This window comes from Vibrio proteolyticus NBRC 13287 (assembly GCF_000467125.1).
In the GTDB taxonomy this organism is placed as follows: domain Bacteria; phylum Pseudomonadota; class Gammaproteobacteria; order Enterobacterales; family Vibrionaceae; genus Vibrio; species Vibrio proteolyticus.
The window spans coordinates 149,486-172,230 of record NZ_BATJ01000001.1; the positions used below are offsets into that span (position 1 = coordinate 149,486).

Annotated in this window: 17 protein-coding genes and 2 tRNA genes; 11 read left to right on the forward strand and 8 right to left on the reverse strand. The window is 48.8% G+C overall.

Annotated elements, in window-relative coordinates; genetic code table 11:
• Positions 1 to 8: 8 nt before the first annotated feature.
• Genes aer2 through VPR01S_RS00685 form a run of 7 tightly spaced genes read left to right on the forward strand, consistent with a single transcriptional unit; the run spans position 9 to position 7,656 of the window.
• Positions 9 to 2,378 carry an aerotaxis transducer Aer2 gene (gene aer2 / locus VPR01S_RS00655; RefSeq protein WP_021703353.1) on the forward strand — a complete coding sequence of 790 codons (2,370 nt, stop codon included), beginning with the start codon at positions 9 to 11 and terminating at the stop codon, positions 2,376 to 2,378.
• Complete coding sequence (locus VPR01S_RS00660; protein ID WP_021703354.1) at positions 2,378 to 3,286, forward strand: CheR family methyltransferase; 909 nt, start codon at positions 2,378 to 2,380, stop codon at positions 3,284 to 3,286. Before aer2 ends, VPR01S_RS00660 begins: the two co-directional genes overlap by 1 nt.
• Positions 3,286 to 3,942 (forward strand): chemoreceptor glutamine deamidase CheD, encoded by a 657-nt coding sequence (locus VPR01S_RS00665; protein ID WP_021703355.1) that lies wholly within the window; start codon positions 3,286 to 3,288, stop codon positions 3,940 to 3,942. Before VPR01S_RS00660 ends, VPR01S_RS00665 begins: the two co-directional genes overlap by 1 nt.
• Positions 3,942 to 4,976 (forward strand): protein-glutamate methylesterase/protein-glutamine glutaminase, encoded by a 1,035-nt coding sequence (locus VPR01S_RS00670; protein WP_021703356.1) that lies wholly within the window; start codon positions 3,942 to 3,944, stop codon positions 4,974 to 4,976. Before VPR01S_RS00665 ends, VPR01S_RS00670 begins: the two co-directional genes overlap by 1 nt.
• Complete coding sequence (locus VPR01S_RS00675) at positions 4,969 to 6,120, forward strand: methyl-accepting chemotaxis protein (RefSeq protein WP_021703357.1); 1,152 nt, start codon at positions 4,969 to 4,971, stop codon at positions 6,118 to 6,120. The genes VPR01S_RS00670 and VPR01S_RS00675 overlap by 8 nt, the downstream gene beginning before the upstream one ends.
• 23 nt (positions 6,121 to 6,143) lie before the next feature.
• Positions 6,144 to 6,587 (forward strand): hypothetical protein, encoded by a 444-nt coding sequence (locus tag VPR01S_RS22765; protein ID WP_162147554.1) that lies wholly within the window; start codon positions 6,144 to 6,146, stop codon positions 6,585 to 6,587.
• A gap of 4 nt (positions 6,588 to 6,591) precedes the next feature.
• Positions 6,592 to 7,656, forward strand: coding sequence for a putative outer membrane beta-barrel protein (locus VPR01S_RS00685; RefSeq protein ID WP_021703359.1), 1,065 nt, complete (start codon positions 6,592 to 6,594; stop codon positions 7,654 to 7,656).
• Here the strand turns inward: VPR01S_RS00685 and VPR01S_RS00690 are convergent.
• The 4 genes from VPR01S_RS00690 to VPR01S_RS00705 all read right to left on the reverse strand — a co-directional run bounded on the left by VPR01S_RS00690 (position 7,653) and on the right by VPR01S_RS00705 (position 10,558).
• On the reverse strand, positions 7,653 to 8,021 hold the full coding sequence (locus VPR01S_RS00690; RefSeq protein WP_021703360.1) for a hypothetical protein: 369 nt from the start codon (positions 8,019 to 8,021) through the stop codon (positions 7,653 to 7,655). The two genes, VPR01S_RS00685 and VPR01S_RS00690, sit on opposite strands and share 4 nt — an antisense overlap.
• A 550-nt stretch (positions 8,022 to 8,571) precedes the next feature.
• Positions 8,572 to 8,934 (reverse strand): DUF1304 domain-containing protein, encoded by a 363-nt coding sequence (locus tag VPR01S_RS00695; protein WP_021703361.1) that lies wholly within the window; start codon positions 8,932 to 8,934, stop codon positions 8,572 to 8,574.
• A 17-nt stretch (positions 8,935 to 8,951) separates the two neighbouring features.
• Positions 8,952 to 9,467, reverse strand: a complete 516-nt coding sequence (locus VPR01S_RS00700; protein ID WP_081693103.1) for a GNAT family N-acetyltransferase — start codon at positions 9,465 to 9,467, stop codon at positions 8,952 to 8,954.
• Positions 9,468 to 9,478: 11 nt separating this feature from the next.
• Positions 9,479 to 10,558: a threonine aldolase family protein gene (locus VPR01S_RS00705; protein ID WP_021703363.1), complete on the reverse strand. Its 1,080-nt coding sequence runs from the start codon at positions 10,556 to 10,558 to the stop codon at positions 9,479 to 9,481.
• A 280-nt stretch (positions 10,559 to 10,838) separates the two neighbouring features.
• On the opposite strand from VPR01S_RS00705, the gene VPR01S_RS00710 reads away from it, so the two are divergent.
• Both VPR01S_RS00710 and VPR01S_RS00715 read left to right on the forward strand, forming a co-directional pair.
• Complete coding sequence (locus VPR01S_RS00710) at positions 10,839 to 11,315, forward strand: hypothetical protein (RefSeq protein WP_040902079.1); 477 nt, start codon at positions 10,839 to 10,841, stop codon at positions 11,313 to 11,315.
• A gap of 158 nt (positions 11,316 to 11,473) precedes the next feature.
• Positions 11,474 to 12,565 carry a calcium:cation antiporter gene (locus VPR01S_RS00715; RefSeq protein WP_021703364.1) on the forward strand — a complete coding sequence of 364 codons (1,092 nt, stop codon included), beginning with the start codon at positions 11,474 to 11,476 and terminating at the stop codon, positions 12,563 to 12,565.
• A 30-nt stretch (positions 12,566 to 12,595) separates the two neighbouring features.
• Here the strand turns inward: VPR01S_RS00715 and VPR01S_RS00720 are convergent, their stop codons facing one another.
• Complete coding sequence (locus VPR01S_RS00720; RefSeq protein ID WP_021703365.1) at positions 12,596 to 13,453, reverse strand: LysR family transcriptional regulator; 858 nt, start codon at positions 13,451 to 13,453, stop codon at positions 12,596 to 12,598.
• Positions 13,454 to 13,564: 111 nt separating this feature from the next.
• On the opposite strand from VPR01S_RS00720, the gene VPR01S_RS00725 reads away from it, so the two are divergent.
• Positions 13,565 to 14,821 (forward strand): adenylosuccinate synthase, encoded by a 1,257-nt coding sequence (locus VPR01S_RS00725; RefSeq protein WP_021703366.1) that lies wholly within the window; start codon positions 13,565 to 13,567, stop codon positions 14,819 to 14,821.
• Positions 14,822 to 14,992: 171 nt separating this feature from the next.
• Here VPR01S_RS00725 and VPR01S_RS00730 read toward each other — a convergent pair.
• Together VPR01S_RS00730 and VPR01S_RS00735 are read right to left on the reverse strand one after the other, a co-directional pair.
• Positions 14,993 to 15,069: transfer RNA gene (locus VPR01S_RS00730), tRNA-Val, on the reverse strand.
• 25 nt (positions 15,070 to 15,094) lie between these two features.
• Positions 15,095 to 15,171, reverse strand: a tRNA-Val gene (locus VPR01S_RS00735).
• Positions 15,172 to 15,470: 299 nt separating this feature from the next.
• Here VPR01S_RS00735 and VPR01S_RS00740 point away from each other — a divergent pair.
• Entirely contained in the window at positions 15,471 to 16,526 is a 1,056-nt protein-coding gene (locus tag VPR01S_RS00740) for a GGDEF domain-containing protein (protein ID WP_021703367.1), read from the forward strand.
• A gap of 57 nt (positions 16,527 to 16,583) precedes the next feature.
• On the opposite strand, the gene pulA is transcribed toward VPR01S_RS00740, so the two are convergent.
• Positions 16,584 to 22,625 (reverse strand): pullulanase-type alpha-1,6-glucosidase, encoded by a 6,042-nt coding sequence (pulA, locus tag VPR01S_RS00745; protein WP_021703368.1) that lies wholly within the window; start codon positions 22,623 to 22,625, stop codon positions 16,584 to 16,586.
• Positions 22,626 to 22,745 lie beyond the last annotated feature (120 nt).

The window sequence follows — 22,745 nt, forward strand, 5'->3', positions numbered from 1 at the left end:
ATACAGCAATGGGTTTCTTTAACAGCCGTGAATTAGAACAAGTCAAAAAAGACTACGCACAGCTCCAACAGCAACTGGAGCAACAATCTCAGGAACTGAACCGAGTCTCCTCTGCCCTGAACAGCGCGCAGACCGCGTTGATGATGGTCGATCGTGACCTCGTGATTAACTATGTTAATGAAACCTCCGTCGAATTGCTCAAACAATGTGAAGCCGAATTCCGTTCCGTCTGGCCAGGTTTTGAAGCGAGCTATGACTTTCTGATCGGTCGTTGTATTGATGAGTTCCACAAAGACCCCTCTCATCAACGCGCAATTTTGTCGAATCCCAATAACCTCCCCTTTCGTACAGACATACGCATCGGTAAGTTGATCATTGAACTCAATGTTGGTGCGGTGCTTGACGAAAGCCGCCAACACATAGGATCGACGCTTGAGTGGCGTGATGTTACCGAAGAACGCCGGAAAGAAAACGAAATCGCGACGCTCCAAGCTTCTGTCGATCAGGCTCAGACAGCGATGGTAATGGTGGACCGTGATCTCATCATTACTTACGTAAACCGCCAGACACTGGAACTGTTTAAAGAGTGTCAGCCCGAATTCCGCAAATTCTGGCCCGATTTCACTGCCGAAGAAAACTGGTTGCTCGGTCGTTGTATCGACCAGTTCCACAAACAGCCTGAGCATCAACGTCGTTTATTGGCCGATCCCTCCAATCTGCCATTTTCAACCGATATTACCGTTGGCGAGATCAAAATAGAGCTTAACGTTGCGGCAATCGTAAACGGCAGCGGCGAATACATAGGCTCGACGCTCGAATGGCGTAATGTAACAGAAGAGCGCAAAAAAGAACTGGAAATCGGCCGTCTGGCTTCCGCGGTAGATGGTATGACAACCAATCTAATGATGTCTGACCTGGATGGAAACATCACCTACCTTAATCCGTCACTGCACAAACTGCTTAAGAGCCGGGAAAGTCAGTTAGCTGAGATCTTTCCGGGATTCGCGGTGGATAAATTGGTGGGACAGAGCATTGATATATTCCACAAACGTCCCGAGCATCAACGTTCAATTATCTCAAATCCGGATCGGTTGCCATTTACTTCCAACATCACTGTTGGAGATCTGAAATTCACTCTGACTTGCATTGCCATGCGCGATCCTGCCGGTAACTTTATCGGCCCTGCGCTGCAGTGGGTTGATATCACCGAACAAGTTGATGGTCAGCAGCAAATCGAAAAACTGATTGCCAATGCTTCTTGCGGTGAGCTGGCGTCTCGGATCGACAGCAGCCAATACTCAGGCTTCATGGCTCAGTTAAGCGAAGGCGTCAACGGGCTATTAGACGCCGTCGTGAACCCTATCCGCCAGTGTATTGATGTGATGTCCAAAGTCGCCGACGGCGACCTCAAGCAAACCATGTCCGATGACATGCAAGGTGAATTTGCAGAGCTCGCAAACTCAGTGAATGCATCAATTCAGAACTTGCGAAACATGGTTGAGAAAATCACCGCCTCTTCCGCCCGAGTCGCAACGGCATCCACAGAAATTGCTGATGGTAACAACGATTTGAGTCAACGAACTGAGGCACAGGCCTCCAGCCTCGAAGAGACGGCAGCCAGTATGGAACAGATGACGGCCACCGTTCGCCAGAACGCAGAAAGCGCAGAGGGAGCGAATCATCTCGCTATCGATGCCACCAGCAAGGCCACCAAGGGGGGGCAAGTTGTCGGTCAGGCAGTGTCTGCTATGGCTGAGATTAACGATGCCAGCAAGAAGATCTCTGACATTATCGGTGTGATTGATGAAATCGCATTCCAAACCAACCTGCTGGCGCTCAACGCGGCAGTCGAAGCTGCACGCGCCGGAGAGCAAGGTAAAGGGTTTGCGGTTGTGGCTGGTGAAGTTCGCAATTTGGCCCAACGCTCAGCTGGTGCCGCCAAAGAGATCAAAGCGCTCATCAAAGACAGCGTAGACAAAGTATCAGAAGGTACTCGACTGGTAGACGAATCGGGTGAAACGTTAAACGAGATTGTCGCGTCAGTGACTGAAGTCACCGATTTGATCAGCAAAATCAATCAGGCAAGCCAAGAGCAATCGACCGGCATCGAAGAGATCAGTAAAGCCATTGTTACGATGGACGAAATGACGCAGCAAAACGCCGCACTAGTGGAAGAGGCATCCGCAGCAAGCCAGTCGCTCAAAGACGAAGCCGGCGAACTTTTGAAACTGATGAATTTCTTTGCCACCGATAATAATCTCAGTTCAGTGCCCATGACGGCCGAAACCATCAGCCTCTCGTCGGTACCGGCTGCACAAAAGCAGAGTTTACAAGCCAAAAGCCGTGTGTCTAACGGTGACGAGTGGGAAGAGTTCTAATGGCGCAGATTGATCTGGCTCCGATTGGAGAGCAAAAGCGCTCTCCAAATAAACCAACTACGACGGAGCCGCAAACCGAGTTTTCCTTTACAAATCAGGATTTCGACTATATTCGTCAATTCCTATATCAGGAGACGGGGATCTCTTTATCACCGATTAAACGGCAAATGGTGTATGGCCGTGTGGTTAAACGCCTCCGTTACTGTGGCTGCCAATCGGTTGCTGCGTACCTGCGCAAAATGCGCCAATCTGAGGATGAAAAAGAAAAACTCATCAATGCCCTGACCACCAACAAAACCCACTTTTTCCGTGAGCAACATCATTTTGATTTTATCAAGCAGCACTTGTTGGCAAAGTGGGCACAACAACCCAAGACACGGATTTGGTCAGCAGGCTGCTCTACTGGTGAAGAGCCCTATTCCCTGGCCTGCCTGATTCACCTATTCATTGTGTACTTGCGCTCAAAAGGCTCGTCGGCGTCATTTCAGGATGCTCGGATATTGGCGACTGACCTTGATACCAACGTGTTAGAGAGAGCAAAACGTGGTGTGTATTGCGAGTCAGCGCTGGACTCTATCCCTGAGAGTTATCTGAAAAGCTGCTTTCGTAAAGGTCGGGGCGAGAATCTCGGTCATATCCAGGTCAAACCGGAAGTCGCACAGCAAGTGGTTTTCAATCAGCTCAATCTGCAACGCCCTTGGCCTATCCAGGCAGAGCTTGACCTCATCATGTGCCGGAATGTCATGATCTACTTTGACAAACAAACGCAGAAGAGTCTGATTCAGCGCTTCTATGACCAACTGAAACCAGGCGGATACCTCATTATCGGTCACTCCGAAGGTTTAGGCGAATTGAGTCATCTATTCGAACACAAGGGCATGACCATTTTCAGAAAACGTGAGGATTGATGGATTCAGTTATTGGCTATCACTCTGGTCATTTCAGCCAGTCCACTGGCAGCGATGGGTTCACCCGCTTTTACAGTCCGGAGTTTGGCAAAGAAGTGGTCAAGATCGCACCAGGCGAAATTTATTGCAGTAAGCAAAACGAACTGATCCTCACCGGGCTGGGCTCTTGTGTCAGCGTTTGTGTCTGGGACAGCCGGTTGCGTTTTGGTGGGTTGAATCATTTTCTATTGCCAAACTGCGCCCATGTCGATCATTGGCAACGCTCTGAGCAACTCTCTGTGGAATCACGTTATGGCTTGCACGCGATGGAGTTGTTAATAAACAGCATGCTCAAGATGGGCTCTTTGAAGTCTGATTTGGTTTTTAAATTGTTTGGAGGCGGCACGTTCAGTAGCAACGGGTATTGTGTAGGAGAGCGCAATAAAGCCTTCATCAGCGAGTTTGTCGACACTGAGCAATTAACCGTCATTAATCGCGACCTTGGGGGACGCGTTGCCCGGCGACTGGTGTTTGATCCTCAAACAGGTCGCGCACTGATCAAGAAAATCGATATGGAACTGCTGCAACAAACGGTTGCACTTGAACGTTATTATCAACAGCAACTTGATACTGAACTGGTGACAGAAGCTGCTCAACAACGTGTGGAGTTATTCTGATGAAAGTGTTTAAAGTTATTGTCGTTGATGATTCTGCCCTATTTCGTTCACTGCTAAGTGAAATCATTAATTCCGATAAACGCCTCGAAGTCGTAGCAACGGCGGAAGATCCGTATCAGGCTCGTGAGCAGATAAAAAAACACAAACCCGATGTGATAACACTGGACATAGAAATGCCTCGCATGAATGGCCTGCAGTTTCTGAAAAATCTGATGCGTCTCCATCCGCTTCCGGTGGTGATGATTTCGTCGCTGACCCAACATGGTCAGCAAGTTACGTTAGAAGCTCTTGAGTTAGGGGCTGTGGACTACTTCCCTAAACCGACCCAAGAAATTCTCAGTGAATTAATGAATTATCGCCAATTGGTGATTGAAAAGGTGATTACAGCGGCCCGGGCAAACATCAGCGGTAACCTGCATGACGCCGCTCAGTCACCGATGAAAAAATCCAGTCACGCAAGCCAAGTGCAATTAATCGCCATTGGCGCGTCAACCGGTGGCACAGAAGCCATACGCTATATCCTGTCTCAACTGCCCAATAACTTGCCACCAATCGTCATTACCCAGCACATCAATCCAGCCTTCAGTGCTGCGTTTGCCAAACGTCTCAAACAAGTAACGAGTCTGAACTCTATTGAAGTCACAGATTCCGGCTTGATGCTAAAACCTGGCCATATCTATGTTGCCCCTGGTAATCAGCATTTGGGCGTTGAATTTCGCGGTGGCCAGTTATTTTCACAACTGGATGACGGCGAAAAAGTGAATCGGCACAAGCCATCCGTTGACGTCATGTTTGATTCCATCGCACGTTTCCCTCGCTTGAAAACATTAGCTATTTTGCTGACTGGCATGGGCAACGACGGAGCCCAGGGCATGCTGAACTTAAAACAGCGAAACAGTTATAACCTGGTTCAGGATGAACGTAGCTCGACTGTCTGGGGAATGCCAAAAGTCGCTTATGAACTCAACGCGCATCATGAAGTTCTTCCTTTACAACAAATACCGAAAACAATTATGGAGAAGTGCTATGGATAGAGCTTCCTATCTTCGGCCTGTACTGATATTGAACCTGGCAGTGATCGTTTTGCTGGTTCTAAACGCAGGGTTGACTCAATATTCAGCGTATTTCATTCCCGTTATCATCACTGGAATCATGGCGTCCAGTTGGTTAGTCATACGCGTCGAACGCAGTAACGAGCCAGTGATGACCGTAGACGATGCTTCAACAAAACAGGTACTTCAAGCCGTGTATGACGCCACAAACGACGACCTGACTCAGGCGTCCACTTCCCTGACCAATCAGTTAAGTGTCATCCAGGATTCTTCGTTAAATCTCAATCAAAGCTTTATTGATATGCAGCAAGCATGTGAACAGCAAACCGCATGCGCCACCGAACTGACGCGAAAATTGCTGAATGACAACAATCAAGAGTTCAGTCTGAGCAATGTCGCCCCCCAGACAGAAAAAGTGATTGCCAGCTATGTTCATAGCCTGGAAGAAATTCGCTCTCAGAGTAAGATGGCCTGCCAATCCATGGAGACCATGTCAGTACAGTTATCAGGGATGTTCCGGCTCATTGAGCAAGTCAGGGATCTTTCCGATCAAACTAACCTACTGGCACTAAATGCCGCAATAGAAGCGGCTCGAGCGGGAGAAGCAGGCCGCGGATTTGATGTGGTGGCGCAGGAGGTACGAAACCTCTCTAATCAGGCGGGCTCTTTGAACAATCAGATACAGAGCCAAGTCACCACTGCGCAGAAAACCATTAGTGATGTGAGCGAAATCATCCAGGAAATGGCAGCGATTGACATCTCAGCCGCTGAAGAATCAAAAACACAAGTCGACACCATGCTCAAAGGTGTTGAATCCGTCTATGCCCAGGTCGATGAACAAGTCGAGCAATTGCAACATAACGCGAAACGCGTCAATGAACTGGTTAACGTCGGCGTGCGTTCCCTGCAGTTTTCCGACATCGTATCGCAGCAAAACGAACACATAGCGTTGAGTCTGGCGCAGTTAAACCATTCTCGAACTTTCGTCGAACAGTACCTGCAAGGCCAATCCGATACCGACACATTGATCCATCAACTAAGTGAATTAAAGCAACGCTCGTCAGTAGACAAACATGGTTCCACATTGCAGTCAGACATGCACGAAGGCGAAGTCGAACTGTTTTGATCCGTCCAGTGATGTATAAGTTGATGATCAACCAGATGTTGTGGTTAAAAATACTGCTTCTTTCACTCGGAATACTTTGCTCCATGGCGACCGAGGCAAAGCCAATCTACGTAGTGTCTGCTAATACACAGTGGCCAGAGCTGACTAAACATCAAACGAAGATGCTTTATCGTGGCAAAGTCACCCGAGTACAGAACCAAAAAGTGGTTCTTTGCGATCTCCCGGTGGACTCCCCGACACGAATACATTTTTACCGACAACTATTGAGGAAATCACCTACTCAAATGTACACCCAGTGGGCCAGCCTGGCCTTTTCAGGCAAAGTACAGCCTCCGATTCAGCTATCTGAGTACAGCGAACAGGCGGTTCTCAGCTGGTTGTTCAACCATCCCAATGGCATTGCCTATTTTGATTTTGCTGTTGTCCCAGAATCCCTTAATGTGCTGTACACATTAGAATTGGAGTGACGCTATGAAAAACATCTCCAGCCTCGTGGCACTGCTGTTCTCTCCCTGCGTTTTAGCGGCTCACCCACTCAGCGACACTGTGATACTCGGCGGATTTGGCAGTGTTTCTGCCGCTAAATCAGACAACACCACGCCTTTGTTTCGTAATCGCGAAATTACGGATGACTGGTGCTATGACTGTGATTCAACCCTAGGGCTACAGCTTGACTGGCGGATATCTCCGGCGCTCAGAACGTCATTCCAACTCGCGAAACGTCCCCAGGATCATTATTCTGATCCTGAATGGGAGTGGGTTTATGCAGCCTATGAAGTCAATGCATTGACCATAAAGGCTGGTCGTCTGAGGTTACCTTTGTTTTTGATGTCGGAATACTACTACGTTTCCTACGCATATCCTTGGTTCCGGCCACCACAGGATGTATATGACGCCACATTAGGTATTACCTCTTACGATGGCATTAGCTTTACTTGGAACGGTTGGTTAAGCGATCAAGTCACCACCTCTGTTACTGCGCATTATGGGCTGCCAGATCAGGGGACCTTTGGGGTCGTGGGTGGTCAACTTAAGTTGGATTCTGATTACACAGCGGGATTGTCGCTTCAATTTTATTTTGATGACAGCACGGTCAACGCGTCCTACCTCAGATCTGAAGCGAAGCAAACGGCCATAATGACAATCCCCTCAAGCGATCAGACGGTAACAGAACAATCCAAAGAGACCTTTGACATTTTCTCCGTCGGGATTGAACAGTTTTGGGGGCCAGTACGGCTTCTCTCAGAAGGCTTGTTAAGTCGAGATTTATATGCGAATTGGTACGTGAGCCTCGATTATCACTGGCAGAGCCTGACACCCTATGTAACCTACTCACAACAACGCCGGGACCGCGACAGCGAATCTTATTTACTCGGGTTACGCTATACGTTGAATCAGCATTTGGCGGTGAACGCCGAATGGCAATATATCGATGCAAAGCGGGTAAACAGAAATGGGTCGTTTACTGCGCCACCGACAAGTTCGTCTCAAGAAGATGTGAACTTGTTTACGTTGGGGCTGTCATTTCAGTTTTAGTGGCGGGTGTAATAAGCGGGGATATTGACTTCGCTTTGTTCGATTAAATAACGAATATAGCGGGTACTTAAACTTTCTTCAGGCCATTGCGACACGATCCGTTTCGCGGCCGAGCCGTAGAAGTCATTTTTTAACAATAGCATCACTATGCGGTTGAATTTCTTTAGCCGACGGTGTAATCGCAGCTCACTTGCCTGGTTGTGGTTGTTGAGTACCGGGAGAAGACCTTCGAAGTACCACTGTTCAAGGATTTCACGCATCTCAAGCTCTTCAGCAGGCACATCCTGATGGCCCAATGATGTATCGAGCGGCGGTATGATTTTGTACACAACATCGTAAGGAGAGTTGACGTATTTGTATGTCATCGGAATGCACCTGAATCTATAGCGATAGCACTAAATAAGCTAGGATCAACCTATCGACTATCAAGTGAATTGACAGTAAAAAAATGGAAACAAGCGCACTAAAATAAAGTTGATTTTTTCGCCTGGGATCCATTATCTGTACAGAGAGCTGTTTACCGCCTTGTCCAGAACGATGTCAGTCATTTCCTTACTCATACTTAGGATGGGAGTTTGTCAGCATTAGCCAAGCCGCTTTGTCCGCAACGTAAGACACGGGTAAACGCCATGATTAGGTACACTCCATGTATACAAAGCGTTTTGCTTCGGTGTGATGTTATTCAGGCAACTCGTATAAAAGAAGCAGAAGGAATGCCCTCAAGTGGGCTTTCAATCCTTAACACATCCTTGTGCAGGAAAGAAACACAGCGCTGCGTGACTAAGGCAAGCGCTGTGTTAGGGGGAATTGAAAGAGTGAGCAGACTAACGAAATTATGCAACAGCTACAATGTTGTTTGAAAATTATTGTTATTCGCACCTCGGAAATATGAGTTGAGTCACCATTATCACGTGATTAACTAAACATAATTGCCAATACGGCCAGGACAGCAGGCCCTCCTTGAACGAATAATATTCTAGTATTTGCGCTCAAACCTCCAAATATGGCAGCGCAAATAACGCAAGATAGGAAAAACATCTGAATGCTGGTGCCGACTTCGGTATCCGGATACGTAAGTCCCCAAATCAAACCCGCACAGAGAAAGCCGTTGTACAGCCCCTGATTGGCGGCCAGCACTTTGGTGGATGCTGCAAATTCTTCACTGGTCGCAAACACTTTACGTGTTTTGGGTGACTGCCAGAGAAACATCTCCAAAATCAGAATGTAGGCGTGTTCCAGCGCGACGAATAACACTAAAGCTGTTGCGATATAACTCATCGTTTCCACCTCTTCACTTATCTCTCCGGTTGCTCTAGTACCAAGGTGATCAAACTTCGATCGCCATAAAGGTCGACGTTCCGGGCAGGTTTCATGGCCAATTTTCGTAACACGGCTAAGGAAGGCTGGTTGTCGACCAGCGAGACACCGTAGATTCGCTTAAGTTTGTTATGAGAAAAAATAAACTGTACAACCGACTGAGCGGCCTCCAGGGCTAACCCCAGCCCTAACGCATCACGAACCAAAGCATAACGAATATCAAAACAACCAGGTTGAGGACTTTCTTCAACCCCGACATAACCAAGTTTACGCTGCGCGTCCGTATTATCCAAAATCACAAAACTTCCAAACTCATGGCGTCGCCAATGATCAACCCGGTTCACGACATGCTGACTGATTTCTGATTCCGTATAGGGCTTTCCTTTGGGCAGAAACCGCGTCAATTGGGGGCACGACAGGATCTGGCGGTATACGTCCATGTCTTCTCGCTGCACAGGTCGTAACAACAAACGATCGGTTTGTAGCATCAACATCTCCGACTCTCCTACGGAGTTAATTTCGCTGCTATCGCGCTATGTATCGTCCGCAATGTTTGATGCAACAACTCATCTTCCATATTGAGCAGCAAGTCTCCGACATACCATTCCAGAAAACTCTGCTCTGGCAACGCTGCTTGTTGTGGATTCCCTATCCAGATACTGTGCTCCTCAGCCAGTTCATCTCTTAATACTTTGGCTTGCGACTCACTCAAAGGCAAATAGATGTGAAGCATATTGGACTGTGGCGCTGTCGGATTGAGCGTAAACAGCGGAAACTCTCCAAATTGTGTGTACAACTGCTTCGTGCGCTCAAACAGAGCGGGCATCGCAGCAATCCGCTCATCAAACTGCATCATCGCTGCCACGACGTAAGGCGTCCGATGCCAAACATTCCCACCTTGTCGCTTCATCCAAGTATCAGCCTGACGGATAAAGGATTTGTCACCCAAAAGCATTGCACCGCCTAATCCGTTCACACCTTTGTACATAGACACGTACGCAGAGTGGAAACCTTGCGCAACTTCCTGATAACTTTTTTGATACCACGCCGCCGCTTCCCACACTCTGGCCCCATCCATATGCAGATGGAAGTTATGGTTTGCGCAGTAGTCTTTTACAGCTTGTAAGTGTTCAAATTCAGGTAATTGACCACCGATTTCGCGCATTGGTAACTCATACAGTACGGCAGCCAACGGATCGGTAATGGCTTCCAGATGCTCGACAGTCCATGGCTGGTAAGGTTCTCCGACCGGCAATACGTTGAAACGTTGTTGCAGTTGATAGCCCTGACGTTCGTGCAAATAAACATGACTGGTCGGGTGCATCGCAACATTGGCACATTGCTTCTCCTGACAAGCAATCTGTAACGCTGTCGGCTGAGTCATGGTTCCCGTGATCACGAACAACCCTGCTTCAAACCCAAGTAAATCAGCCACCTTTTGTTCAAACGCCTGGATCAACTCCCCTTGCCCGTAGATGTCGTGTTCAACATTATTTTCGCGGCACCACTCAGCCATTCTTTCGAACATCTCAGCCGGTGAAATGCGCTTATTGCCATGTAACACCGTCTTGCATTTATTCTGCATATTCCATTCCCTGTCGTACGGAGGTTTTGTCGATAACACTCTAGTTTGTTTGTAACATCTTGTACAAAAATGAGTTTTCATTTGTTATACGCTCGACACTTCTGCCGAACAAAACGATAAAAAGACAAAAAATATCCGTGTCTCCTCGCTTATGGAGAGAAACTTTCTCACCTCGTGAGACCAAGTAATAGTTTGTAACAGAACGACGACAATTATCCATTTCCCCGTCGACATTCGCCGATATAATAGGCCCAACAAAATACGACACAGATCACACAAATTGCGCCATCACATCCTTCGACTGAGTCTCTTACTGCTGATCTCACTGTTTGCCCAACTGGCAAGCGCGTCGTCCTTTTTGGCCGATGATTTGTCGCGTGTTCAAGCCTTCGATACAGGCTTGTGTGCTACTGCACAAGAGCCTGATGCACTCTTTTTTGACGCTCACGCTGAGCAACCTGACGAAGAAAGCACACTGACACGATCATCCGTGCCGCCACTGTTTCGATGGCTGGGTCACTACTCGCTGAGCTCGGCAGATGGCACTGCCACTTGCGGCAGTGTTCCTGCTTATCAACTCGTGAACGAATTTCAGTCGGCCTCCATCTACCGATTGGCCAGACAAACGATCCCATTGTGCGAGTTTCGCCATCACTGGCTTGGTAAAGTATCGTCGTCACGAATCCGTATAGCCGGTTGGAAAGATGGCAATCTGTTTTACGCACACGAATACCCTATGAGCAAAACCTTCAGCTAAACACGTAATTTCTTATATTTACGAAAAAAATATTGCTGAAAGTTATGAATGACGCTTTTTCTGTCTCACCAGAAACGTCATACTTAACCTTATGCACATAGTGGCCGCCTTTTATGTCGGTTGGCTCGCGTAAAACTCATAACCAGAGGATTCCCTCAATGATCAAATTCCTTACCGACGAATTTATTCTGTTTCTCGGTATCATCGCTGTTGCATTCTTTAAATTAGGCGGTGAATCTCTACTCAGCAGTGGGCTCAGCACAGCCACGGGTATTTTGACAACCATCATTCTGTTCGCGATCGTATTAACCGCCATCTTTGCTGTAGTACGCCATTCGGATGCACTGGCGATCAAGCTCGGTGACCCATATGGCACCTTGATCCTGACACTTTCGGTGATTTCGCTCGAAGTGGTGATGATTTCTTCGGTCATGCTCACGGGCGATGCGAACCCCGTTATGGCACGGGATACGATGTTCGCCGTAATCATGGCGGTTCTGAACGGCTTGGTGGGTCTGACGCTGCTGATCGGTGGTTTGAAATACCATACTCAGTCATACAATATTGACGGGTTAAAAGCTTACCTGGTTGCGATCATCCCATTGGCTTTGCTGTGTCTTGTCATGCCGAGTTTTACCTCCTCAGATGATCAGGGCTCTTTGACCACCAACATGACAGCCGTGCTGGTTTTTGCTTCCGTGGCATTATATGCCGTATTTTTGTTTATTCAGACTCGCAGCCATACACATTTTTTCATTGATGGCGACCACCAGGATGAACACGAGTTCCACGGCCCGATGGGCTCCAACCTTTATCATTCAATTCTTCTGATTGCGTATCTGTTGGTGGTGATCTTACTGGCAAAAAGCCTGGCTGTGCCTATCGACGACACCATCAGCCGTTTTGGTGCCCCTCCTGCGCTCGGTGGCCTGGTGATTGCCCTGTTGATTCTGGCTCCTGAAGGCGTGGGGGCTGTTAAGGCAGCCTTGAGTAACCAATTGCAGCGTGCTATGAATCTGTTCTTCGGTTCGGTGCTGGCCACGATTTCTCTCACCGTACCCGCGGTGCTGTTGATTTCTTCGGTGATGAATGAGCCTATCCACCTAGGGTTGGCTCCGGCTGAAATGGTTTTATTGGCCATTACGCTACTGATGGCCAGCGTCAGCTTCAGCAGCGGTCGGACCAACTCACTCAATGGTGCCACACACCTGATCCTATTCTTTGTCTATATCATCCTGATGTTTGAATAACGAAAAAGCCGGGCTCATTGCCCGGCCTTTTTATTCGCACTCTCTGGCGACCCACGTCAATAACTGTTTTACCGCTTTCGATAACACCTGATTCTGCCGCACGATATACCCAAAGTTGGTGGCAGGAAAACCCGGCAACGGCGTAACCGAACGGGACAAGCTGAGCTTAGAGTACAACGAAAAGTCCGGCACAATCGCTGTACCAAACCCAGCTTCCGCCCAGTCGATTTGCGCCTCGACACTGCCTACCTCCATCACTCTGTGACGCGGTAACCTCAGCGCAGGTAACGAAGCATCAATCAACTCTCGGGTTCGGGTATCGTGCCCTAATAAAATGAGAGTCGGCAGCTCATCCCCCTCCCCGTGCCACTCGAGGATATTGTCTCCAAATGCACACCACTGAATCTGCATTAGCGGCGTGAAATGCAGTGGCTGGCTTTCCTTCTGAGCGATAACAAAGCCGACATCGGCCCGTGCACTCTTAACTAAATCAACCGCTTGCGATGACGTTGTGTTAAACAGAGTCAGATCAATCCCCGGATACTGCTGTTTAAATTTCTGGAATGGGTGAATCAGCAGCAACCGGGAAACAATGTCACTGGCTGCAATCGACAGTGTTCCCTGAGTCAGTTCGTTGATGGCATTGAGGTCCGACTGACATATTTGCAACGCTTTCAACATATTCTGAGCTGTGTCCAATAACCGAATACCCGCTTGCGTCAATTGCACCGGATTTCGCTCTATTAGTTTTGCCCGGGTTGCTCCTTCCAATTGTTTGATATGGAGGCTGACATTAGGCTGCGTCATGTGCAGTATCGTGGCCGTTTTGCCAAAGTGTTTCACTTCAGCCAATGTGACAAAGGTTCTGAGCCAATTCAGGTCCAACATGATCCGCCCTCTGTTGATATGAAATTCTTATTGGGTTAATCAGTATAATTAATTTCTCTTATCACATCGAGAGGCATAAGATTTGACCGTCTAATTTTTGGAGGATTACTTATGTCGTCTATCGTTGTTGTTGGTGCTAACTGGGGTGATGAAGGCAAAGGCCGCATCGTGGATTTTCTGGCTGAACAGGCTTCGGCAAGCATTCGCTTCCAAGGAGGCAACAATGCTGGTCACACCGTGGTGAACGACCTTGGTACGTTCAAACTACACCAACTGCCAAGCGGCGTATTTAATCCCGATTGTCTGGCCGTACTCGGTCCTGGTATGGTCATCAGCCCTGAATCACTGTCGAAAGAGCTGGAAGAAGTTGAGTCTGCAGGCGTAAAAATCAATCTGAGCATTTCAGACCGCGCTACCTTGTGTCTCCCGCTGCATGCTATGGAAGACACGCTGGAAGAACAGCGTCTGGCGGATCGTGCCTATGGCTCAACCCGCCAGGGTATTGCTCCGGCGTACGGCGATCGCGTTATGAAGAAAGGCATTCTGGTGGGCTGGCTAAAACAGCCCGAAGTCCTGACCGAACGTTTGCAATTTATGCTCGACTGGAAACTGCCGCAAATGCGCGCCCTGTACCCAGACTTTCAATTTGAACAAACAGCAGAAGAGATGGCTCAGTGGTTACTGGACGTATCCGCACCTTGGCGCGATGCTATCTGTAATGTCAGCATACCGTTGAAAGCACTGCAACAAGACAACCAAAATCTGCTATTTGAAGCTCAGTTGGGTGCTGGACGTGACCTGACGTATGGCGAATACCCTTGGACGACATCATCTAACGTGGTTTCCATGTACGCAGGGATCGGCAGTGGCCTACCGGCTCTGCGTCCGGAGCGAGTGATTGCAGTTGCGAAAGCATTCAGCTCTTCCGTTGGTACTGGTACTCTGATCACGGCGATGGAAGAACAAGACGCGTTCCGCGAAGCGGCGAATGAGTTTGGAGCAACGACCGGTCGACCTCGTGACATGGGGTATTTTGATGCTGTTGCGACCAAGAACGGTGTTGAACTTCAAGCCGCCACAGAAATTGCGCTGACTAAGGTCGATTGCCTGACCGGGCTGAAAGATCTGAAAATCTGTGTGGCTTATGGTGGCGAACACAGCGAAAACCCAATCTGGCCTCAAACGGCAGCCCTGTCTCCGGTTTACGAACAGATGGAAAGCTGGAGCGAAGACATCACTGCTTGTCGTAAATTTGAAGACCTACCAGTTGCGGCACAAAAATACGTACTGCGCATTGAAGAACTGATGGGTGTGCCAGTGAAAATGGTGTCTGTTGGCCCTGGCCGTGAACAGATGATCATGCGTTAAGCAGCAAATAAAAATAACAACATCATTTGGCTAATTCAAATCCGGGCATCTGCCCGGATTTTTTTCGTATCGACAATTCGAAGCAAACCGTTACTTAGGCCTGATTTACCCTGTAATGAAAAGTCCAAATACAACAAAGCCCGCTGTATAAGCGGGCTTTGTTTTGGAATTTGGTGCGTCTGAGTGGACTCGAACCACCGACCCCCACCATGTCAAGGTGGTGCTCTAACCAACTGAGCTACAGACGCAAAATATATTGATCGTTATCAGGAATGGTGCGTCCGAGTAGACTCGAACTACCGACCCCCACCATGTCAAGGTGGTGCTCTAACCAACTGAGCTACGGACGCATTCCCTGAGAACGAGGAGGATATTAACGACTGTTATTTAAAGGTGCAAGCGTAATTTCCAGTAATTTGAACTGTTTGGCCGACATATCACCACTTTGTTGAAAGTTTATCCATTTTAATCTCAGGCGCTTAACCGATGTCACTATTTAATGACAGGTTTAACAGCATTTACATGGATACTTAAAAGCGATATCAAGATCACTTATTCAAACATCAAAATTGATAATGAATTCGGTTTCATTAGTATGGAGGAATATTCATACCATCCCACAATCACCAGGCGCTAAGGATAATTCGTCATGGAATCAGACGTTTTTAACCCTTCTCACGAGCTACGAGCCGCCGTGCTGTCGTGCCTGAGCGCATTTCTTGCATCGGTCTCTCTCTTTTTCGCGTTGTTTAATGCGTACTTTAATCAGTCTTACTTACTGAGTGGGCTTGAATTCGCTTATTTTCTGGTTTCTGTTTATGTCTATTGGCGTGCCAGACAAGGTAAGGTGCGTATTGCAGTGTCGGTGGCCTACATTTACTTTCTGGTACTGATTGTTGCCGTCGGTACATACATTAGCGTGTTTTCATCCGCTCTGGTCGTATGGACCTGTTTATTCCCGGTAATCAATTATCTTTTATTAGGTCGACGTTATGGGTTACTGAGTACCGGCTGCGTGTTGCTGATTCAAACCTTGGTGATTTCACTCAAAATCCATCAGGTCAATCACGTAATAGACTATCGCATGCTCATGAACCTGAGCGGGGTGTATCTCAGCTTATGGATTTTGTCCCACATCTACGAAGTGCGTCGTAAATTCTCAGAGCAGTCTTTAGAACGTATGGCAGCACGCGATGCATTGACAGGCATTTTTAATCGTCATGCCCTACTCCACCATTTTGAGAATCAGCGTAAGGTTTTAAGCAACACGTCCTTATCTGTTCTTATTCTCGATCTGGATTACTTCAAAAAAGTGAACGACCAGTACGGTCATAACACAGGCGACAAAGTGTTAATTCAGGCGGCCAACCTGCTACGGGATTTACTGCCCAACCATAACGCCTACCGCATCGGTGGCGAGGAATTCTGTATCACCCTGAACAACGTTGACGTGGACAAAGCCGTGCATATAGCCGAGTACCTGCGCAAGAAGTTTGCCAACCATACATTTCATGTTTCTGGCTACAGTATTCAGTTAACGGCCAGCATCGGCGTATGCGAATGTGCAGCCGAATTAACATTAGAAGATGTGCTGATTGCGGCAGATGTCGAACTATACCGCGCGAAACAAAACGGTCGTAATCAGGTCATGGTATGTGGCTCCTACGAAAACGAGCCTGAACAGGAAGCGTTATCTACCGCGTAACGTAAAACGAGTCTTGATAAACAAAGCCCGCGTCAATCGCGGGCTTTGTGATTCAGATTATCTCACGCTCAGTAAGCGTCCGGTTAATGCCGGAACCGTGACTGAGGTTATCCCGGGTTGCAGGTTGATTTGCTCTCCAGAGATAAGATCTACCAAATGCGAGGCGGCTTTTAATTGTGTGTTGTCTAACGACATCACTCGTTCAGCCGTACCCGTGTTCAGCGCATAAACAATCTGTTCGTCATCGTAAACTTTCAGATCCACATACAATTGATCGTCAATCCATAAGTTTCGACGCTCTCCCTTATACAACGCAGGATGCTCACTGCGAACCTGCATCAGTTGAGCCAGATAGTTTTTCAGCGTCAGTTGCTCAGGTGTTAAAGCTGCGGTCACTCCTTCAATTTTTGCGCTTGAGCGTGCGACATGGTCATCACATACGCCTAGCGCTGCGCAATCTGAGGTCACTTTCGCCGCGAAATCCGCAACCTCGTCACCAATTTCCTCACCATAATAGAATGTGATAGGGCCAGAATACGCCGCCAAGAAACTGAACGCCGCCTGATGACGCAGTTGATCGTCTCCCAACCCACCTCGTTGAATCAAATCCCCGAAACGCACCAGATCGTGATTGCCCAACATCAGATTCGGCATCGCGTGATACGGAGACTTCGCGCGCTTATTCCAATCGGCATCCAGTGCACGTGCGTTGCCGCGGGCCCCCGACTCTTCCACCGCTAAAGCCTGGACCAGACCATAACGCAGTGGGAAGTTAAATGCCGATGATAACCCCGGCTCCTCATCGGTGCCGTACGTCGTACGAGCAATTTCGTCCGCACCTTTCCACACTTCACCGACCATGTAACCTAACGTTCCCCAATCAAGTCCAGCCTGTTGATTCTCTGCCGAGGCTTGTTCAACTGCAACGCGAATTCGGGCCCAGGTCTGTAAAGGTACTTGATACGCCTGATCAAGACGCCATCCATCAATACCAAACTCCTTCACCCAATAGGTCGCGACTTCGGTAAAGAACGCTTCGCTGGTTTCATTCGAGTAATTGACGTACATCCCGGGATATCCGGCTTCACTGCGTAAAGAAGGTAACTTGCCACTTGGTGAGGGTTTAACGCCATTCACGTGGGTGTGACCAAATACGCCATCCAGGAAGACATACAGTCCCTTTTGGTGCGCCTTATCAATCAACTCTTTCAGTTTGGCATTGCTGCCAAAGTTCGGATCAACATTAAAATAGTCACACGCAAAATAGCCCGTAGCGTCGAGTTTGTTGTCCACGCCCTCTCCCGCGCAGGAGTCAAATACCGGGGTCAGCCAGATTGCATTGACGTTCAGGCTGGCAATGTAATCCAGGCTATCGATGACGCCCTGCAAATCACCTTTGTGATGAGACGTCCCATACCCCACACCGTAATCTGCGCTGGCATCTCCATCGACAAACGACTCCATCATGACCTGATAGATTCTCAGATCACACGCCGGATTGTCGTACTGATAACAGGCGTAATCCAAATCTTGGTTGAGCACTGCGAGTTTGAGTTGGTCTTGTTGCGACGCATCCAACGTAAACTGGTAGACTCCCTGATCCGTCACGGTGACTTTGATGTTGCCGTTACCTGCATCTTCCAGAGTGATCGAACCTGAACCCGTAACGACAGAACCGTATCCGAGATTCACATTGCTCCAATCATCAGAGGCAACTTTAAACTCATACGAACCTGGGGTCAGGTAACCGTCAAAAGCATAAAGTCCGTCGCCCTGATAAGTCATCTCATTTTCGGTGTTCCAGTCATTCATCGAGCCTCGCACGTACACTTTGGTGTTGCCATACGGCGCAACATCGACCGGAGTCGCCTCTGTCACTAACCCTTCACCTTGCTCACCAATCTGGGGCAGAACAAATACCGCCGCCGTTAGTGGTGGGATCGAGAACGTCTGATCTGTAAACGTTGATTGTTTAACGCGTGGATCGGCCGATGAAGTGAGTGCCGGATGCAACACAAAGCTATTTGCCCCATCGATACGAAGGCTTTGCGCAGACGTGTTGGCATTGATGGCTACCACGATTGCATCGTAACTCGGATCGAGATCCGCCCCGGCGTTAATACCATCGTTGACTGACATCACGATCATACCTGGTTGCGCATCAGGACCTGTATTATGGAAACGTACCCTTTCCAATACTTCCTGCTCGGAAACCAGTCTCAGCAAAGGCGTCGATGAACGCACTTTGAGCAGTGCTTTAAATGCATCGTCTGTCCAGCGAATATCGTCTGATGTGGCCACGGTATTCGGATTGCTGATGATGGATTGAATCGCACTCCAGTTCGCCTGATCTTTATCGGCTCTTGGCAGACCAACGTTCCAGTTGTTCGTTTGCATACTGAAATCGACTTTGTTGTACCAGTCACCGCTGTCGTAGCTGTCCCTTTCCATCGATTTAGAACGCAATAGCTCGGAGCCCATATGCAGGAATGGTACACCTTGCCCTAACATAACCGTCGACAGACCAACGATTTGCATTCGCGCTCTGTCCGCCGGAGAAATATCAGCTTGCGCTTTGTACTGATTGAAGTCCCATAAGGTTTGGTTGTCATGTTTAGACACGTAGTTGATCGACTCTTGAGGGTCGAGTGTGTACGCCGCGCCTTGATCGCCATATAAGTAATCGCGGCCATAGACTGTTGCCCCGCTATGAGTTTGCAGCGGATAGTTCTGCAAATTCCCCGTCATACCATAGCGAATCAGATCCATACGTGATTGCAACTCTTCTGAGAAACGGTCTCCGGCATTAGCAAAACCTGGGTTTTGCAATAACGCGTCACCACTATCAAACGGTCCGCCACCACGCACACCGTCACGCAGGCGATCGTTATACGTCCCGATTCCCGTCCCTGCCATCGGCCATTGAGTCGCGTTTTCACCGCGCTGGCCATTGGCCACTTCACCAAAGTTCCATCCTTCACCATAGAACCAAGTATCCTGATCGACTTTTTGAGTCTGCTCATAGATGTGCAGCATGCTGGACTTCATCAGATGTCCCATCAGATCGAAGCGGAACCCGTCAATTTTGTAGTCCTGGGCCCACATCATAACGCTGTCTGCCACCAGCTTTTCAAACATCCGGTTTTCGGACGCCGTATTGTCACAGCACGTGGAGTTTTCGACGGCTCCCGTAACAGGGTTCAGGCGATGGTAGTAACCGGGAACAGTCTTATCCAGTACAGACTTATCGTACAAACCGGATGAATAGGTATGGTTGTACACCACATCCTGTACGACACGGAATCCCATGGTGTGCAGTTTTTGCACCATCTGCCGGTACTCACGAATCCGAGATATGCCGTCGCTTTCAACTGCATAACTACCTTCTGGTGCGCTGTAATGGAATGGGTCGTAACCCCAGTTAAAACTGTCTAGCGAGCGAATGTCCGCCAACAAGGCCTGAGCCTCTCCCGAATTGGGATCGGTCTGTTCTAACAACGACAGAATCGTCGCACTGCGCGGAGTGTTATCCTGACACAAACTGGCACCCGGACTCACGTCACACAATTTGGCAACGGTGTCGTTGAGGTCAACCCGCTTGTCTTCGTTCTCGTTGATTGAAGCCAAGTCATAACTTGGCAGCAGGTGAATGGTGGTCAATCCGGCTTGTTTCAGCGCATCTAGATGAGTGACACTGTCACGATCATCTTCCAGAAATGCCAGATATTTACCATTTCGCTCTTCGGTTCCTTTAGTATCACTGACGCTGAAGTCACGAATATGCAGTTCATAAATGATGTTGTCTTCTGGGTTATCCAACACCGGAATGGTCTGGCTATCCCAACCTGCGGGCTTAGAAAGGGGCGAGTTCAAATCGACAAGTTGTGAATGAAGACTGGATGTGCTCAGTGACAGCGAGTATGGATCCGTCGTCATCATCCATTCAACCTGACTGGTTTTCGGATGGTAAGCTTTCACTCGATAGCGGTAGAACACATTGTCCAACTCTGCACCGCCCTGATAACGCCAGATACCTGTTTTTGGATCGAGCTTCATGGACAATGGTGACGAAGGGATCAGCGCTTTATCCTGATCATACAGATACAATTCGACGTCTTGTGCTGTTGGAGCCCACAAGGCAAATTGCGCCGAGTCACCCTCGATCCAACTGCCCAGTCGAGCCTCATCTGCATCACTTGGTCCGGCGGTATACAGTGTATCCGTGATACCAGGAATCTGAACCTGCGTCGCCACTAAGAGTTGACCTTCATTATCCAGTGCCACGGCGATCAATTGTGTCTTCAGCAAGGCTTTGGCTGTACTTTCATCCACGTCAAGCATGAACTCAGTGCGTCCACGCAAGTGGGGAAATTCCGGGTTGTCTGTTGTACCAGCCAAAGACAGATCATATTTTTCAAATTGTTGTGGCTGAGCAATATCACCGTTGCCAGCCTCTCGGCTCCATATCTGGTAACGAGCCGCTTCACTGTGATCGAACCAGGCAATGGAAGTGACATCCAGCCAATGCGCCTCAGCCCCAGACAAGGCAACGGTGTTCTGTTCATCCGGCGAGTACTTTAATGTGGTACTGCCATGAGATGTGTACAGCGTGTTGCCTTTGGCAAACTCTATTTGTAGATCATCGCCTCCGAGCGCTTTATCGTCGCCTTTATGCACAATGAAATTCATGCACGCGCCGTGTTCACCTTTCAGTGGCACGGTGAATTTGGCGCCAAATTCAGGATCAATCTCGCTCCACGTGTAAGGACTGCCCCACTCGACACCACTCAGGGCATCTTCGCTGATCGCATCACAGGTCGCGTTATTCCACAAATGCAGACCCCAGCCTTCATAGTTGCCGTCGTCGCGCTTGTAGTAGATCACCGCCTGTTGATACACAGGTGTCGGTTCAGTGGTGCTGTTGTCTGGGCTTTTTGGGTTAGGATCAACGCTGTCTGGAATACCGTCGCCATCGTCATCACTGGAGGCAAAATCGCTCAACCCATCACCATTGGTATCAAGGCTTTCGAAACGGTTTTTCGGAAATGCATCTGCGCTGTTTGCCACGCCATCACCGTCGATATCGCTGTCTTCGACATCTGCAACCTTGTCGCCATCGTAGTCCGCAGGTTGGCTAACGCTATCGTACGGGTTGCTGTCTAAGCGTATTTCGTCCTCATTCGACCATCCGTCCCCATCTATGTCCGCATCCAGCGAGTCCGGAATTTTATCGCCATCGAGATCAGCGGGTTGACTGATCGCATCATACGGATCAGTCCCCACCTGACGTTCAACTTCATCATTGAAACCATCGTTGTCGTCATCCTGATCCGCATGGTCACCAATTCCGTCTAGATCCGCATCTGCAGACTCGAGTTTGTCATTCGGAAACAGATCCAGGGTATCTGCCACACCATCCTCATCACTGTCGCTCACCACAACTGGCTTACCACGTGAATCCAACATCAAGGTTTTATAGCGTAAATCACTGTCGCCTTTTCTCAGTTCTTTACCCAGCACTTTGGCCGCTTGTTCCAACGTTTTACTCAGCGGCTTTACCTCTGTATCGCTCAGGGTTTCCGGCATTAACTGCGCGAGTGCCTTTGCCGCTCTTGCTGCCAATAGATTTTCGTTAGCGACATAGTCGCTGTCCGGGATTAAATCCGGCTGTCGCAGTTGCCTGCGCAGCATAGCGATCGCACGTTTTTCGCTGACGCCCTGAGACATCTTTAGGCTGATGTAGGTTGTCAGAGGGCTGACGTGCGCATAGTCAGCCGGCGCCAGTAGCAGATAATCACGTGTTGCTGCCACGCCCGGGATATCCTGGTCGACGGTTTGTCCACGCTCAACTTGCGCGGCAATCAAGCTGCTGCGCTGCTGGCGACTGACACCAGAGGCATCCAAACTCGCCCATCCCTGATCGTCCGTGCGAGCTTGCGGCTCCGAACCATTGGGTTGAAAGTTGCCGTCAACATCCAGCCAGACAGCGGCGTCACTCAAATAGCCATCCATCACCCGGAGATCCAGCTGGTCGTTGCACCCTGCCAGCATTCCAAGCGATGCAAAAGCCAAAGTCATTCTCGTTAACTTGATGTTCATTGTTATATCCATGTTTGTTCACGTAATTGGGGGACCCCTTACCTGGGTCCTTCCCGATGTGGAAGCAATAAGCAAACATCACCACAAGTTAACCTTATCTATTTCAGCTATTTTATTACC